General features: G+C 69.3%; 13 protein-coding genes and 1 pseudogene. 6 read left to right on the top strand and 8 right to left on the bottom strand.

Annotated features, from left to right (window positions below):
* The first annotated feature begins 43 nt into the window (after positions 1 to 43).
* Both M3M27_RS01190 and M3M27_RS01185 read left to right on the top strand, forming a co-directional pair.
* On the top strand, positions 44 to 1,012 hold the full coding sequence (locus tag M3M27_RS01190) for a LysR family transcriptional regulator (RefSeq protein WP_434026902.1): 969 nt from the start codon (positions 44 to 46) through the stop codon (positions 1,010 to 1,012).
* 23 nt (positions 1,013 to 1,035) lie between these two features.
* Positions 1,036 to 1,659, top strand: coding sequence for a hypothetical protein (locus tag M3M27_RS01185; protein ID WP_434026901.1), 624 nt, complete (start codon positions 1,036 to 1,038; stop codon positions 1,657 to 1,659).
* Between the two features lie 153 nt (positions 1,660 to 1,812).
* Here the strand turns inward: M3M27_RS01185 and lepB are convergent, their stop codons facing one another.
* The 5 genes from lepB to arfB all read right to left on the bottom strand — a co-directional run bounded on the left by lepB (position 1,813) and on the right by arfB (position 7,429).
* Positions 1,813 to 2,439 (bottom strand): signal peptidase I, encoded by a 627-nt coding sequence (gene lepB / locus M3M27_RS01180; protein ID WP_434026900.1) that lies wholly within the window; start codon positions 2,437 to 2,439, stop codon positions 1,813 to 1,815.
* A 313-nt stretch (positions 2,440 to 2,752) separates the two neighbouring features.
* Positions 2,753 to 4,903 (bottom strand): peptidyl-dipeptidase Dcp, encoded by a 2,151-nt coding sequence (dcp, locus tag M3M27_RS01175; protein ID WP_434026899.1) that lies wholly within the window; start codon positions 4,901 to 4,903, stop codon positions 2,753 to 2,755.
* 435 nt (positions 4,904 to 5,338) lie between these two features.
* Positions 5,339 to 6,340, bottom strand: a complete 1,002-nt coding sequence (locus tag M3M27_RS01170) for an isoaspartyl peptidase/L-asparaginase family protein (RefSeq protein ID WP_434026898.1) — start codon at positions 6,338 to 6,340, stop codon at positions 5,339 to 5,341.
* 25 nt (positions 6,341 to 6,365) lie between these two features.
* Entirely contained in the window at positions 6,366 to 6,995 is a 630-nt protein-coding gene (locus tag M3M27_RS01165; protein ID WP_434026897.1) for a lysophospholipid acyltransferase family protein, read from the bottom strand.
* 2 nt (positions 6,996 to 6,997) lie between these two features.
* On the bottom strand, positions 6,998 to 7,429 hold the full coding sequence (arfB, locus tag M3M27_RS01160) for an alternative ribosome rescue aminoacyl-tRNA hydrolase ArfB (RefSeq protein WP_140725091.1): 432 nt from the start codon (positions 7,427 to 7,429) through the stop codon (positions 6,998 to 7,000).
* Positions 7,430 to 7,565: 136 nt separating this feature from the next.
* Here arfB and M3M27_RS01155 point away from each other — a divergent pair, with 136 nt between their 5' ends.
* Both M3M27_RS01155 and M3M27_RS01150 read left to right on the top strand, forming a co-directional pair.
* Positions 7,566 to 8,099, top strand: a complete 534-nt coding sequence (locus M3M27_RS01155) for a DUF2059 domain-containing protein (RefSeq protein WP_434026896.1) — start codon at positions 7,566 to 7,568, stop codon at positions 8,097 to 8,099.
* 21 nt (positions 8,100 to 8,120) lie between these two features.
* The gene (locus M3M27_RS01150; RefSeq protein WP_434026895.1) at positions 8,121 to 8,426 is read left to right on the top strand and encodes a hypothetical protein; all 306 of its coding nucleotides are present in this window, start codon (positions 8,121 to 8,123) and stop codon (positions 8,424 to 8,426) included.
* Between the two features lie 445 nt (positions 8,427 to 8,871).
* Here M3M27_RS01150 and M3M27_RS01145 read toward each other — a convergent pair.
* Positions 8,872 to 9,546 (bottom strand): annotated as a pseudogene (locus M3M27_RS01145) (pseudouridine synthase); the annotation flags it as partial.
* Positions 9,547 to 9,852: 306 nt separating this feature from the next.
* Here M3M27_RS01145 and M3M27_RS01140 point away from each other — a divergent pair.
* Together M3M27_RS01140 and M3M27_RS01135 are read left to right on the top strand one after the other, a co-directional pair.
* Positions 9,853 to 10,476, top strand: a complete 624-nt coding sequence (locus M3M27_RS01140) for a response regulator transcription factor (protein ID WP_218569751.1) — start codon at positions 9,853 to 9,855, stop codon at positions 10,474 to 10,476.
* A 1-nt stretch (position 10,477) separates the two neighbouring features.
* Entirely contained in the window at positions 10,478 to 11,851 is a 1,374-nt protein-coding gene (locus tag M3M27_RS01135; RefSeq protein WP_434026894.1) for a sensor histidine kinase, read from the top strand.
* Here the strand turns inward: M3M27_RS01135 and M3M27_RS01130 are convergent.
* Positions 11,817 to 12,899: an MBL fold metallo-hydrolase gene (locus tag M3M27_RS01130; RefSeq protein WP_434026893.1), complete on the bottom strand. Its 1,083-nt coding sequence runs from the start codon at positions 12,897 to 12,899 to the stop codon at positions 11,817 to 11,819. The two genes, M3M27_RS01135 and M3M27_RS01130, sit on opposite strands and share 35 nt — an antisense overlap.
* 56 nt (positions 12,900 to 12,955) lie before the next feature.
* Entirely contained in the window at positions 12,956 to 13,423 is a 468-nt protein-coding gene (locus M3M27_RS01125; RefSeq protein ID WP_434026892.1) for an N-acetyltransferase family protein, read from the bottom strand.
* Between the last annotated feature and the right edge of the window lie 80 nt (positions 13,424 to 13,503).

The following is a 13,503-nucleotide window of genomic DNA, read 5'->3' as shown; positions in this document are numbered from 1 at the left end:
TTTGTCAATGCTCTACATAAGTCTGGCTTATAGTCGTCACGCCATGGCCACGAAGCCCCCTGCAAGTCCGCGTTTTTCCTACAAGTCCGACCGGCTCAAACCGCTGCGGGCGTTCTGCCAGACGGTCCGGCTGGGCTCGGTCTCGCGCGCGGCCGAGGCGCTTTTCGTCAGCCAGCCGGCGGTGACGCTGCAGTTGCAGGCGCTGGAGCGGGAATTGGGGGCGGTGCTGTTCGAGCGGGTCGGGCGGCGCCTGACGCCCACCCGCGAGGGCCAGCTGCTGTACGAGATGGCGCAGCCGCTGGTGGAGAGCCTGGACGGCCTGGAGGCGAGCTTCCGCGACAAGGTGAAGGGCCTGGACGCCGGCGAGCTGAACATCGCCGCCAACAGCTCGACGATCCTGTACCTGCTGCCGAAGATCGTGGAGAACTTCCGCGCCCGCCATCCGGACGTGCGCCTGACCCTGCACAACGCGATCAGCGCCGACGGCACCGACCTGCTGCGCGAGGACGCGGTCGACCTGGCGGTCGGCTCGATGCTCGACGTGCCGGCCGACCTGAACTACGCGCCGGTCTACCGCTTCGAGCAGGTGCTGATCACGCCGCCCGACCATCCGCTGGCCGGCAAGCCAAGGATCGCGCTGGAGGACCTGTCGCCCTATCCGCTGATCCTGCCGCCCAAGCGCCAGGTCACCTACCGGCTGGTCGACCTGGTGTTCCAGCAAAACCGCGTGCCCTACACGGTGGCGCTGGAAGTGGGCGGCTGGGAGGTGATCAAGCAATACGTGGCGATGGGCATGGGCATCTCGATCGTCACCGCGATCTGCCTGACCGAAGCCGACCGCGACAAGCTGGCGATGCGCTCGCTGAAGGACTGGTTCCCGACCCGCAGCTACGGCGTGGTGGTGCGCAAGGGCAAGTACCTCTCGCCGCAGGCGCGCGCCTTCATCGAGCTGATCCAGCCGGACCTGTTCGCGCCGCGCAGCTACGACGAGAGCGGGCCTTCGGAGCGGTGAGGATCTACGTGTCTACTGCGTTCATGTTGTTGTCCATCGCAATCGCCGCGGTGCTGCTCGTGGTGTTCGCACCGGTGCTGCTGCGGATAACGCGGGCATCGTTGCGCCTGATCCTGTTGAAGGCATACAACCGACACCGTGCGGACCCGACGACGACGGTCGCCCGGCCTCCGGTTCCGTTGCCACCGCAGTTGCATCCCGAAATGCTGATAGGCCAGCGACGGCGTGAGATCGAAAAAGCATTGGGGCGCCCCAACCACACCCTGCGGTTGCAGGAAGGAGGACGCTACAACGGCATCGTGGCCGCTACCTGGGATTTCGTGGACCCACGGCTGGGCGGCTATTTCCGCGACGGCATATGCATCGAGGCACGAATCGATCCCAACTGGCACCGCCGGCCGACAAACGCGGATGCGCTGATCGCGCGCTTCCAGCCGCCCGCGCAGTTCCTCGGCAAGTCCCTAGAGGATATCGAACGGATCGCAGGTACCTGCCACGATGGCGGCAGTTTCGACTTCGGCGTCGAGGCCTGGGATTGGCGTGCCGGCGATGTTCATGTCAGAGCCTGGTTCAGAGAGAACGCGTGTACCGCCATCCTGATCTACCGCGATGGATTAGAGATCGACGGAACCGATCGATCACACTGACGATGCCCCGATCCCGACGCTCCAGCCACATCCCGGAGTCTGCTCGAAAGCCGCTGGGTCCCCGCCTGCGCGGGGACGACGGCCAGAAGAATACTGGGACCCCATTTGCCCGGGTGTCCGGGCAAACACAGATCGTTCGCGTGAGATACGCGACTACAGCCGCCGCCACTCCAATCCTTCGCCGCGACGGTAATAGATCGCCAGCGCCTTGCCGTAGATGCGATCGGCCTCGACAAAGCCGAAGAAGCGGCCATCGAAGCTGGCGCCGCGATGATCGCCCAGCACCAGCACCTTGCCTGGCGGTACCACCGCATCCGTCAGATCGGGGCCACCGCCGTCGTTCAGATCGAGCCGCGCGGAGCGCCCGTCAAAACGTTCGATCAGGCCGGCCTGGTCGGCCGCCAGCGATTGCCCATTGATGTACAGGTGCCCGCCACGCAGATCGACATGATCGCCGGCCACGGCCACCACCCGCTTGATCAGACGGGTGCCGTCATGGGGAGAGTCGAACACCGCCACTTCACCGCGCTGCGGCTGGCCACGCGCCACCACGATGCGTTCGGTGAACGGTACGCGCAGGCCGTACGCGCTCATGTCCACCACCACGCGATCGCCGGGCTGCAAGGTCGGCTGCATCGAGCCGCTGGGCACGTGGTAATGGTTGGCGAAGGAGGACCGCGCGGCGGTCATCAGCAGGATCATCGCCGCCAACGGCAGGGCCTCGCGGCGCAGCCAGTGGCGGGTCTTGTGCCAGCGACTGGGTTCTTCGGATGCGTGCATGGCCTGCTCCGATCGCGTGTTCGTCGCAGCATCGGCCACGCTCGGAGCGGGGACCAGTGACGATCGTCATGACCCGCGCAGACAGAAACGGGATGGCGCTGGACGCCATCCCGTCTGTTTCGTTGCGCGGCAGGGGCGCCATCCCCGCTTGCGGGGCTGAACGCGCGATGCGGGGCCGCTGGGTCTTCGCCCCCCGGCCATCGGGCCTAGCCCGACGGCGTTCGGCGCCACGCGAGCCGGTGGCCCGCAAGCAGCGACGCTTCACCCCCGCCTGGGCGGGGACGACGGCCATCTGCATGCAGGTCCGGCCGACTTACTTCAGGCCGCGGTTCTCCAGCAGCGGTTCCACGCTCGGGTCCTTGCCGCGGAACTGGCGGTACAGGTCGGCCAGTTCGACGGTGTTGCCGCGCGAGAGGATCTTGTCGCGGAAGGTGTCGCCGTTGGCGCGGGTCAGGCCGCCGTTTTCCTTGAACCACTCGAACGCGTCGTGGTCGAGCACTTCCGACCAGAAGTAGGCGTAGTAGCCGGCCGAATAGCCGCCGCCCCAGATGTGGTCGAAGTAGCTGGTGCGGTAGCGCGGCGGCACTTCCGCCAGGTCGACCTTGAACTTCTTCAGCGCGTCGGCCTCGAACTTGTCCACGTCCTGCAACGGCGCATCCGCCGGCAGGGTGTGCCAGGCCAGGTCGAGCAGCGCCGCCGACAGGTACTCGGTGGTGGCGTAGCCCTGGTTGAAGGTCTTGGCCTTCTGGATCTTCTCCACCAGCTCCTTGGGCATCGGCTCGCCGGTCTGGTAGTGCTTGGCGTAGTGCTCAAACACCTTCGGGTCGGTCGCCCAGTGCTCGTTGAACTGCGACGGGAACTCGACGAAGTCGCGCGAGGTGCTGGTGCCGGCCAGCGACGGATACTTCACCTTCGAGAACATGCCGTGCAGCGCATGGCCGAACTCGTGGAACATCGTGGTGACGTCGTCGAAGCTGAGCAGTGCCGGCTGGCCCGGCGCGGGCTTGGTGAAGTTGCAGACGTTGTAGACCACCGGCTTGGCGCCGGTCAGGCCGTCCTGCTCGACGAACACGTCCATCCAGGCGCCGCCGGACTTGCTGTCGCGCTTGAAGTAGTCGGTGTAGAACAGCGCCAGCGAGCTGCCGTCCTTGTCGAATACCTCGTACACCTTCATGTCCGGATGGTAGGTCGGGATGTCGGTGCGCTGCTTGAAGGTGAGGCCGTAGAGCTGGTTGGCCGCGTAGAAGACGCCGTTCTGCAGCACGTTGTCGAGCTCGAAGTACGGCTTGATCTGCGACTCGTCCAGGTCGTACTTGTCCTTGCGCACCTGCTCGGCGTAGAAGTCCCAGTCGGAGGCGGCGAGCTTGAAGCCGCCCTTCTGCGCGTCGATAACCTTCTGCATCTCGGCGATCTCGCTGCGCGCCTTGGCGGTGGCGGCCGGCACGGTATCGCTGAGCAGCTTGAAGGCCGCGTCCGGGGTCTTGGCCATCTGGTCGCCCAGGCTGTAGGCGGCGTAGCTGTCGAAGCCGAGCAGCTTGGCCTTCTGCGCGCGCAGCTGCGCCAGGCGCTGGATGATCTGGCGGGTATCGTTGCCGTCGCCCTTCTCGGTGCGCGTCTCGGAGGCCTGCAGCACCTGCGCGCGCAGGTCGCGGTCCTTCAGCGAGGCCAGCACCGGCTGCTGGGTGGTGTTCTGCAGGGCCAGCACGTACTTGCCGTCGAGCTTGCGCGCCTTGGCCGCCTCGGCCGCCGCGGCGACGTCGCCGTCGCTCAGGCCGTCCAGCCTGGCCTTGTCGTCCACCACCACCGCGCCGGCGGCGGTCGCGGCGACCAGCTTGGTGTGGAACTGGGTGGAAAGCGTGGTTTCCTCGACGTTGAGCTTGCGCAGGGTGGCCTTGTCGGCGTCGGACAGCTGCGCGCCGGCGCGGACGAACTCCTGGTAGTCGCGCTCGACCAGGCGCTTCTGTTCCGGATCGAGGTTCAAGGCGTCGCGCTGGTCGTAGATCGACTTGATGCGCGCGAACAGCTTCGGATCGAGGTTGATCTCGTCCTGGTGCGCGGCCAGCTTGGGCGCGATCTCTTCCTGGATCTTCTGGCGCGCGTCGTTGGTGTCGGCCTGCACCAGGCCGAAGAAGATGCGCGAAACGCGGGTCAGGGTCTCGCCGGAGCGCTCCAGCGCCTCGATCGTGTTGGCGAAGGTGGCCGGCTCGGGGTTGTCGGCGATCTTGCGGACCTCGGCCAGGTGCTGGCGCATGCCTTCCTCGAAGGCGGGCAGGTAATCGCTGTCCTGGATCTTGTCGAACGGCGGCGCCTGGAACGGCAGCGTGCTGGCGGCCAGCAGCGGGTTCGGCGCGGCATCCGGGGTCTGGGCGGTGGCGGTCTTCTCGGGCACGGCGGGGGACTCTTTTCCGGAACAGGCGGCCAGCGCCAGGCTGATGGCGGCGGCCAGTACGACGGTACGCGACATGGGATGAAACTCCTGGGGACTGGGGACAGCGACAGCCGCGCAACCTACCCGGTTTCCGGCGCGGCGGCATGTGCCATTGGATCGGGATTCGGGATTCGGGATTCGGGATTCGGGATTCGGGATTCGGGATTCGGGATTCGGGATTCGGGATTCGGGATTCGGGATTCGGGATTCGGGATTCGGGATTCGGGATTCGGGATTCGGGATTCGGGATTCGGGATTCGGGATTCGGGATTCGGGATTCGGGATTCCAAAACAGGCTCTTTGGCCTCGATTGCCTGTCAAGTGTTTTTCAGGCTTTTGCGCCGATTTTTGCTCTTTTGTGGGAGGGGCTTCAGCCCCGACAGAAGGCCGGTAAAGCCTGTCGGGACTGAAGTCCCTCCCACAACAGCACTCGATCCGAAGTAGGCCTGTCGCTCTTCCGAGTCCCGGCTCTCAAAGCTTCTCTTCCTTGAAAATCGCCACATGCGGCACGCCGTCGGCGCCGATCCAGCCGCGGTACATGCCATCGGTGTTGAACGGGAAGGCGAAATTGCCGTTGGCATCCAGCGCGATCGCCCCGCCGTCGCCGCCGGCCTGGGGAATCTGCCGGTCGATCACCGCTTCGGCGGCCTGGGCCAGGCCCTGGCCGGCGTACTTCATCCGCGCGCAGATGTCGTAGGCCGCCACCGCGCGGATGTAGAACTCGCCCCAGCCAGTGCCGGACACCGCGCACTGGGCGTTGGCATAGGTGCCGGCGCCGATGATCGGCGAGTCGCCGACCCGGCCGTAGCGCTTGTTGGTCATGCCGCCGGTGGAGGTGCCGGCCGCGAGCCGGCCCTGCGCATCGAGCGCCAGCGCGCCGACCGTGCCGAAGTGCTTGGCGGTCTCCAGGTCGGCATGCGCCTGGCCGGAGGCCTCCTCCTTCAACGCCTTCTGCAATTGCTGCCAGCGCTTTTCGGTGCGGAAGTAGGCCGGATCGACCAGGGCGACGCCCTGCTCCTCGGCAAAGGCCTCGGCGCCGTCGCCGACCAGCATCACGTGCGGCGACTTGTCCATCACCGCGCGCGCCAGCCGGATCGGGTTCTTGACCCGGTGCACGCCGGCCACCGCGCCGGCCTTGCCGGTACTGCCGTCCATGATCGCCGCATCCAGTTCGTTGCGGCCGTCGTGGGTGAACACCGCGCCGCGGCCGGCGTTGAACTGGGGGGCGTCCTCCAGCACGACGATCGTGGCGGCCACCGCGTCGACCGCGCTGCCTCCCTTCGCCAGTACCGCGTGGCCGGCGCGCAGCGCGCGCTCCAGCCCCGCGCGCGCCTCGGCCTCGTCCTGCGCGTCGAGCCCGCTCCTGACCACCCCGGCGCCGCCGTGGACCACCAGCATGGGCTCGGCCGCCGTGGCGCTCGCGCCGGCCAGCGACAGGGCGAGCAACAGCGAATGTCGGAACAGTTTCTTCATGCGATGCCTCGTCGAGTGGAGCGGATCAGACCGTGCCGCGGTTCTTGCCCATCCAGGGCCGGTACCAGGTGCGGATCGCGGCGATGTCGGCCTCCATGTCCTGGCCCGGCCAGAACGGCTCGCCCACGCCGATGGTCTTGCTCGGATAGTCGAAGTACACCGGCAGGATCGGCACCCCGGCGCCCTGGGCGATCTTCCAGAACCCGGCCTTCCACTGCTCCACGCGCTTGCGCGTGCCCTCCGGGGTCAGCACGTACCAGAGCCGGTCGGACTCGCGGATCAGGCGGATCGCCTGGCCGATCGTGCCCTGCGGCGAGCTGCGGTCGAGCGGGATCGCGCCCAGGCGCTTGAGCAACGGGCCCAGCGGCCACCAGAACAGGCTGGCCTTGCCCAGCACCTTGACCCCGAAGCCGAGCGCGAACTTGGCGGCGAAGCCGACGAACCCGTCCCAGTTGGACGAATGCGGCGCCACGATCATCACCAGCTTGGACAGGTCCGGCAGCCGGCCGACGATCTTCCAGCCGCTCAGGCGCAGCGCGGTACGCCCCAGCCAGCGCACGAACGGGCCATGCGCGGGCGGCATGTTCGGCGGAGAGGGCTGGCGCAGGGGGTCGAGCGGTGCCGGGGGCGGCAGCGGCGGGACGGTTTGACTCACTTTCACTCCCAATGGGACGAAGAACGGCCACGCTTGACGTCGCTGCGCCCGCGCTTGGCTTCCAGGCGGCGCAGCTGCGATGCGCGGGTGGGCTTGGTGGCGATCCTTCGCTTGGGGACCGACAGGCTGCCGGCGATGAACTCGGCCAGCCGGGCGCGCGCGTCCTCGCGGTTGCGCTCCTGGGTACGGAAGCGCTGCGCCTCGATCACCAGCACGCCCTCGTCGGTGAGCCGGCGGTCGCGCCGGGCCAGCAGGCGCGCGCGCAACGGTTCGGGCAGCGACGGCGAACGCGCCACGTCGAAGCGCAGCTCCACCGCCGTGGCGACCTTGTTGACGTTCTGGCCGCCGGCGCCGGAAGCGCGCACGAAGCGCTCGACGATCTCCGTTTCCGGGATCGCCAGCACGGCATCGACATGGATCGGTTCGTTCCCCATGCGCCGATTGTATCGGGCCGCCGGTTACCGGGAGGTATCCGGGGCGCCCTGCCGGGCCCGCCGGCCGCGGCCGGCACGTTCCGGTGCCGGCGCGGAGCGCTATCCTGCCGCTTCGCTCATTCCGCAGGACGCTCCCATGAACCACCGCTCCCGCCCGCTGCGCACCCTCTGCACCCGCCTGTGCCTGGCCGTCGCGCTGGCCGCCGCCGCCCCGCTGGCCCTGGCCGCCGCGCCCAGCGACGCCGACGTGAACCGCCTGCTCTCCGCCTCCCGCGCGCAGAACATGCTCGACACGATGCTGCCGCAGATCGAGGCGATGCAGCAGCAGCAGTTCGACCAGCTCGCGGCGCAGCACCCGTTGACCGCCGAGCAGAAGGACAAGCTGGCGCGCATCCAGGCCCGTACCCGCGAGACGCTGCGCCAGGCGCTGTCCTGGTCGCAGATGCGGCCGATGTACGTGGACCTGTACAAGAAATCGTTCTCGCGCGAGGACGTCCTGGCGATGGCCGAGTTCTACGAGAGCCCGGCCGGCCAGAGCCTGCTCGACAAGACCCCGGCGCTGATGCAGAACCTGATGGTGGCGATCCAGCAGAAGATGATGCCGCTGTTCGCCGATCTGCAGCGGGACCTGGAAGCGATCGCCAACGAACCGGCGGCAGCAAAGCAGTGAGGACGGCAGGGATCTAGGCTGTTGCTGTTGCTGTTGCTGTTGCTCGTGATTTCGTTCTGGATCGGGCAACGCCTCCTCGCGCGACGGCGCGCCAACCGCCACGGCCCACGAATGTCACTGCGGCGTGGCCCCTCTGCAGCGGCGGAGCCGGCGGGAAAAACCCCGCAGGGGCGACGCACATGGGCTCGCCGGAAAAAGGCGAAGCACCGCTTCGCCCCGGCAGGCGGGCATTCGGCGCGCGGCGAATACCCAAGGCTCGGCCGCATGGCGGGCGAGTCGCGTCGAAAAATCCCGCTGGCTGCGGGCGCGCAGGCGGGGGGTGCTTGATCAACCGTTCGGCTGCTGTGAAGCGCTTCTTTGGGTTACTTTTCTTCACGCGGCACATCCTTGTGCCGCGCCCTTCGGGCCGGCTTCGCCGTGCGGCGCCGCTCCTGCGGCGCGCGTGCGCAAGCAAAGAAAACTGACTCGCCGCAAGGCGAAAGCTTTTGCCTTCATTGCCCAAGGCCCCCAGGGCCAGAAACAACGTCCCTGGATCTTCGATCCCCGGCCATCGGGCCTGGCCCGGTGGCGCCCAGTGCCGCGCGAACCACATGGCTTCGCCCCGGGAAGGGAACAAGTCGCTGGCACCAACACATGCGGGTACAACCCTCGGTTTGGCATGACGAGGAGACATCACCGCCTCCCATCGCCCACGACCAACACCAGCGAAGCCCCATCGGTCCGTGCGGAGCCATCCGGCCGAACAGCCGTCCCACCCTGCCGGTAGCCAACCCTACGGCGACCAGCCGAACAGATCGCACGCCTTGCGGAACTGCGCATCCAGCGGCGCCCTCACCTCGACCCGCCCGCCGTCCGGATGCGGAAACGCCAGCCGCTCCGCATGCAGCAGCATGCGATGCACGCCCAGCATCCGGAACGTGCGGTTGTGGCGGCCATCGCCATGGCTGGTGTCGCCGATCAGATGGTGCGAAAGGTGCTTGAGATGGCGCCGGATCTGCCGGAAGCGCCCGGTCTGCGGCTGGCAGCGCAGCAGCGCATAGCGCGAGGTCTCGAAACCGGCCGACGGCACCGGCAGCTCGCCGGTCGCCAGGCGCTGGAAACGGGTGACCGCCGGCTTCTTCTGCGGCTTGCCCGGCCCGCCGTCCAGGTCGTGGTCCACGGTGAACGCGGCCTCCGCCGGCCAGCCGCGGCATACCGCCAGGTAGTCCTTCTCGACCTCGCCGCCCATCAACGCCTTGCCGAGCGCGCCCGCCGCCTCGCGCTCGAACGCCAGCAGCAGGCAGCCGCTGGTGGCGCGGTCGAGCCGGTGCACCAGGAAGATCGGCCGGCCCAGCTGCTCGCGCAGGCGGTCGGCCAGGAAATCGTCCTCCCCGCGCGCCAGCTTGCTGTCGTGGACCATCAGCCCGGCCGGTTTGTCGACCACCGCCAGGACATCGTCGAGGTGCAGGACCTGCACGGTTTCGGGGATTTCGTTCACCCGTGCATTATCGGCGGGCGCGGCGCGATTTACGAAGGCGCCGGAAGGCTCCGCCCCCGTGGGAGGAACTTCGGTCCCGACGCTTTCCCGGCAGGGCTCCGTCGGGACGGACGTCCCTCCCACGGGGCTATCCCCGACGGCGATCGCCCACGAGGGACCACCCGCCAGTACGAACAGGACCTTTTAAGAACTCTTTAAACCCTCCGGCCTACCATCGCCGGCCAACCTCCCGGAAACCCGCCCTTGTCCCAGGTCCTGCTCGTCGAAGACGACCGCATGCTCGGCGATGCCGTGGCCGCCGCGCTGGCCCGCGACGGCTGGCAGGTGGACCGCGCCGGCGATGCCGCCGCCGCGCAGCTGGCGCTGGTCGACCATGCCTACGACGCCGTGCTGCTGGACCTGGGCCTGCCGCGCGGCTCCGGGCTGGACGTGCTGCGCGCGCTGCGCCAGCGCTACGACACCACCCCGGTGCTGATCGTCACCGCGCGCGACCGCCTCAGCGACCGCGTCAGCGGCCTGGACGCCGGCGCCGACGACTACCTGGTCAAGCCGTTCCAGAGCGACGAGCTGCTGGCGCGGCTGCGCGCCCTGGTGCGGCGCGCGCAGGGCCGGGTGACGCCGCAGCTGTCCTGGCGCGACGTCAGCGTGGACCCGGCCTCGCGCACGGTGAGCCGCGGCGGCGAGCCGATCCGGCTCGGCACCAACGAGTACCGTACCCTGCTGGCGCTGATGGAACGGCGCGGCCGCGTGGTCCCGCGCGAAACCCTGGAAACGCTGGTCTACGGAGGCGACGGCACCCTCGAGAGCAACACCATCGCGGTGTACGTGCACCAGCTGCGCCGCAAGCTCGGCGAGGAGTTCATCGCCACCGTGCACGGCATCGGCTACCGCATCGGCTGACATGCGCCATCGCTCGCTCAAGCTCAAGCTGCTCAAGGCCCTCACCGGCATCCTGATGTTCGGCTGGCTGGCCTGGCTGGGCTGCGAGTACCTGCAGCTCTCGCGCCAGCAGAGCCACCAGGGCGACATGATGCTGCGCGAGGTGGCCGAGCAGATCCTGCTGTCGATGCCGCGCGACATCGCGAGCATCAACGGCTCCGGGCAGCTGGAGCTGCCGCCGCACCAGCCGGCCGCGGCGGTGCAGAAGTTCGACAAGCTCCAGTTCCAGGTCTGGAGCCTGGCAGGGCACGAGCGCGTGGTCGCGTCGCGCCGCGCGCCGCGCGCGCCGTTGAAGGCGGACTTCCGGCCCGGTTTCGGCCACGGCCGCACCGCCGGCGAGCAGTGGCGGGTCTACGCGGTCAGCGACGCCGAGGGCCGGGTGCAGGTCCAGACCGGGTTGGCGTTGTCGCAGGTGCAGGCGGAGCTGCGCCATTGGGCGGGGGCCGGGGCGCTCTACGCGCTGCTGGCGCTGCTGACCCTGGTCGGCGCGTGCTGGTGGGCGGTGCACTGGGGGCTGCGCCCGATCGCCCGCCTACGCGGCGACATGGCGCGGCGCGAACCGCTCGACCTGACCCCGTTGCCCACCGACGGGATGACCCGCGAGATCCTGCCGCTGGTCGAATCCTTCAACGCCCTGCTCGCCCGCCTGGGCGATGCGATGCAGGCCGAACGGCAATTCCTGGCCGACGCCGCCCACGAGATCCGCACCCCGCTCGCGGCGCTGCTGACCCAGGCGGAGCTGGCGATGCAGGCCGATACCCGCGAAGAAGCGCAACTCGCGCTGCAACGGCTCGCCGGCGGCATCGAACGCACCTCGCGGCTGGCGCAGCAGCTGCTCGACTCGGCGCGGCTGGAGGCTTCGCAGCGCAGCCGCGACGAAACCACCGTGGAGCTGGCGGAAGTCGCCACGATGGTCGCGCGCGAGTTCGAGGGCATGGCCGCGCGCCGGCGCCAGGTGCTGGCCGTGACCGCCAGCGAGACGCCGGTGCACGGCAACCTCGACGACCTCGGCATCCTGGTGCGCAACCTGATCGACAACGCCGTGCGCTACGCCGGCGAGGGCGCGCGCATCGAGATCGACTGCCGCATCGCCGAGGGCCGCGCGCGCCTGGACGTGCGCGACAACGGGCCGGGCGTGCCGGCCGAGGAACGCGAGCGCATCTTCGAGCGCTTCTTCCGCGGCAGCAACGGCAACGGCGAGCGCGGCAGCGGCATCGGCCTGTCGCTGGTGACCCGCATCGCGCGCCGGCATGGCGCGACGCTGGCGGTCGCCGAGGGCGTCGGCGGCCGCGGCCTCGGCATCAGCGTGGCATTCCCCCTGCCTCGCCCGCGCTGACCACCGAACGCGGCGCCGGCTCGTCGGCATGGCCTGGCATGCGCCACCAGCGTTGCGGCGGTGGCGGCGAGGCGACGTCGACCGCCTGCCCGAGCATCGGCATGGCGATGGCCACGCCGCGGGCCTGCGCCGCGGCCAGCACCCGCTCCAGCGGTTCGTCCCAATCGTGGAAGGCCAGGTCGAAGGTGCCGTTGTGGATCGGCAGCAGCCAGCGCCCGCGCAGGTCCAGGTGCGCCTGCACCGTCTGCTCGGGCAGCATGTGCACGCCCTCCCAGAGCGGGTCGTAGGCGCCGCATTCGACCAGGGTCAGGTCGAACGGCCCGAGCCGCTCGCCGATCTCGGCGAAACCCGGGAAGTAGCCGGTATCGCCGCTGAAGAACAGGTTCATGCCCGGCGCGCGGATCGCCCACGACGCCCACAGCGTGCGGTCGCGCCCGAACAGGCCGCGGCCGGAGAAGTGCTGCGCCGGCGTCGCGGTCAGCTCGACCGCGCCGACCCGCAGCGACTGCCACCAGTCCAGTTGCTCGACCTTGCCCGGGTCCACGCCCCAGCGCACCAGCAGTTCGCCCACGCCGAGCGGCGCCAGGAACAGCTCGGTGCGGTCGGCGAGCGCGCGGATCGTGGCCTTGTCGAGATGGTCGTAGTGGTCGTGCGACAGGATCACGCCGCGCAACGGCGGCAACTGGTCGAGCGCGATCGGCGGCGACTGGAAGCGGCGCGGCCCGGCCCAGGAGAACGGCGAGGCGCGTTCGGAGAACACCGGGTCGGTCAGCCACCAGCCGCCGTCGAGCTTGACCAGCACCGTGGAATGGCCGAGCCGGTACAGGCGGTTGTCGGGCGCGCCGGCCAGCATCCGCGCCGCCAGCGGCTGCACCGGCGGCGGCATGGCCGGGCGGGTGGTCGGGCGCTTGCCGGTCATGAACTTCCAGAACAGCGCGAGCGACTCCCAGCCCTTCGGGGCCTTGGGCGTGACCGGGTTGCGGAAGGCGCCATCGTGGAACTGCGGCGAATCGGGATATTCGGCGGTACGGCCGGGAACGAGGAACATGGAGATTCCGACGAGGCTGCAAAGGGAGAGGAAAACGACGTAGCGGCGGCGACGCTTCATGGGACGGCCTCGCGCGGCCGTGCCGGCGCGACCGCTTCCAGCACGCGGCCATCGCCCAGGCGCAGCTGCAGGCAGCCCATTTCCGCCGCCATCGCCAACGCGTGCGCCTGCAGGCGCGTGCCGACGCCGCGCCCGCGCCAGGCCGGGCGCACGTAGATCGCATCGACGCTGAGGCAATAGCCGCCCTGCGGCAGGACCAGGCCGGCGCTGGCGACGATCATGCCGATCGCGTCGCCGCCCACTTCGGCCAGCCAGGCCCAGCTCCGGCACGGCGTGTCGAACAGCGCCTCGCGCAACGGCAGCGGCATGTCCGCGGCCAGCGCCTGCGCGGGGTCCGGGGCGGCGGCCTCGCGGCACAGCGCCCACAGCGTGCGCGCGTCGCCGCCGAAGGCCCGGCGCAACGTCGGCGCCACCGGCAGCGGCGCGGGCCGCGCACGCATCGTCGGGGAAGCCAGCGCGATCATGCCGCGCGCTCCGTGGGATGCCGTGCCGCCGGCACGGCGCACAATGGAAGGAGAAGGACGTGCAGGATCATCGGCATGCT

The sequence above is a fragment of the Xanthomonas boreopolis genome (assembly GCF_046529185.1).
In the GTDB taxonomy this organism is placed as follows: Bacteria; Pseudomonadota; Gammaproteobacteria; order Xanthomonadales; family Xanthomonadaceae; genus Pseudomonas_S; species Pseudomonas_S boreopolis.
The sequence above is the reverse complement of the archived record's forward strand: the minus strand, read 5'-3'. Positions and strand labels throughout refer to the sequence as shown.

What these genes read in the sequence shown, in the direction of transcription:
- M3M27_RS01190 (WP_434026902.1), top strand. Translation starts at nt 44, where the DNA reads ATGGCCACGAAGCCCCCTGCAAGTCCGCGTTTTTCCTACAAGTCCGAC.
- M3M27_RS01185 (WP_434026901.1), top strand. Translation starts at nt 1,036, where the DNA reads ATGTTGTTGTCCATCGCAATCGCCGCGGTGCTGCTCGTGGTGTTCGCA.
- lepB (WP_434026900.1), bottom strand. Translation starts at nt 2,439, where the DNA reads ATGCACGCATCCGAAGAACCCAGTCGCTGGCACAAGACCCGCCACTGG.
- dcp (WP_434026899.1), bottom strand. Translation starts at nt 4,903, where the DNA reads ATGTCGCGTACCGTCGTACTGGCCGCCGCCATCAGCCTGGCGCTGGCC.
- M3M27_RS01170 (WP_434026898.1), bottom strand. Translation starts at nt 6,340, where the DNA reads ATGAAGAAACTGTTCCGACATTCGCTGTTGCTCGCCCTGTCGCTGGCC.
- arfB (WP_140725091.1), bottom strand. Translation starts at nt 7,429, where the DNA reads ATGGGGAACGAACCGATCCATGTCGATGCCGTGCTGGCGATCCCGGAA.
- M3M27_RS01155 (WP_434026896.1), top strand. Translation starts at nt 7,566, where the DNA reads ATGAACCACCGCTCCCGCCCGCTGCGCACCCTCTGCACCCGCCTGTGC.
- M3M27_RS01140 (WP_218569751.1), top strand. Translation starts at nt 9,853, where the DNA reads ATGCTCGGCGATGCCGTGGCCGCCGCGCTGGCCCGCGACGGCTGGCAG.
- M3M27_RS01135 (WP_434026894.1), top strand. Translation starts at nt 10,478, where the DNA reads ATGCGCCATCGCTCGCTCAAGCTCAAGCTGCTCAAGGCCCTCACCGGC.
- M3M27_RS01130 (WP_434026893.1), bottom strand. Translation starts at nt 12,899, where the DNA reads ATGTTCCTCGTTCCCGGCCGTACCGCCGAATATCCCGATTCGCCGCAG.
- M3M27_RS01125 (WP_434026892.1), bottom strand. Translation starts at nt 13,423, where the DNA reads ATGATCGCGCTGGCTTCCCCGACGATGCGTGCGCGGCCCGCGCCGCTG.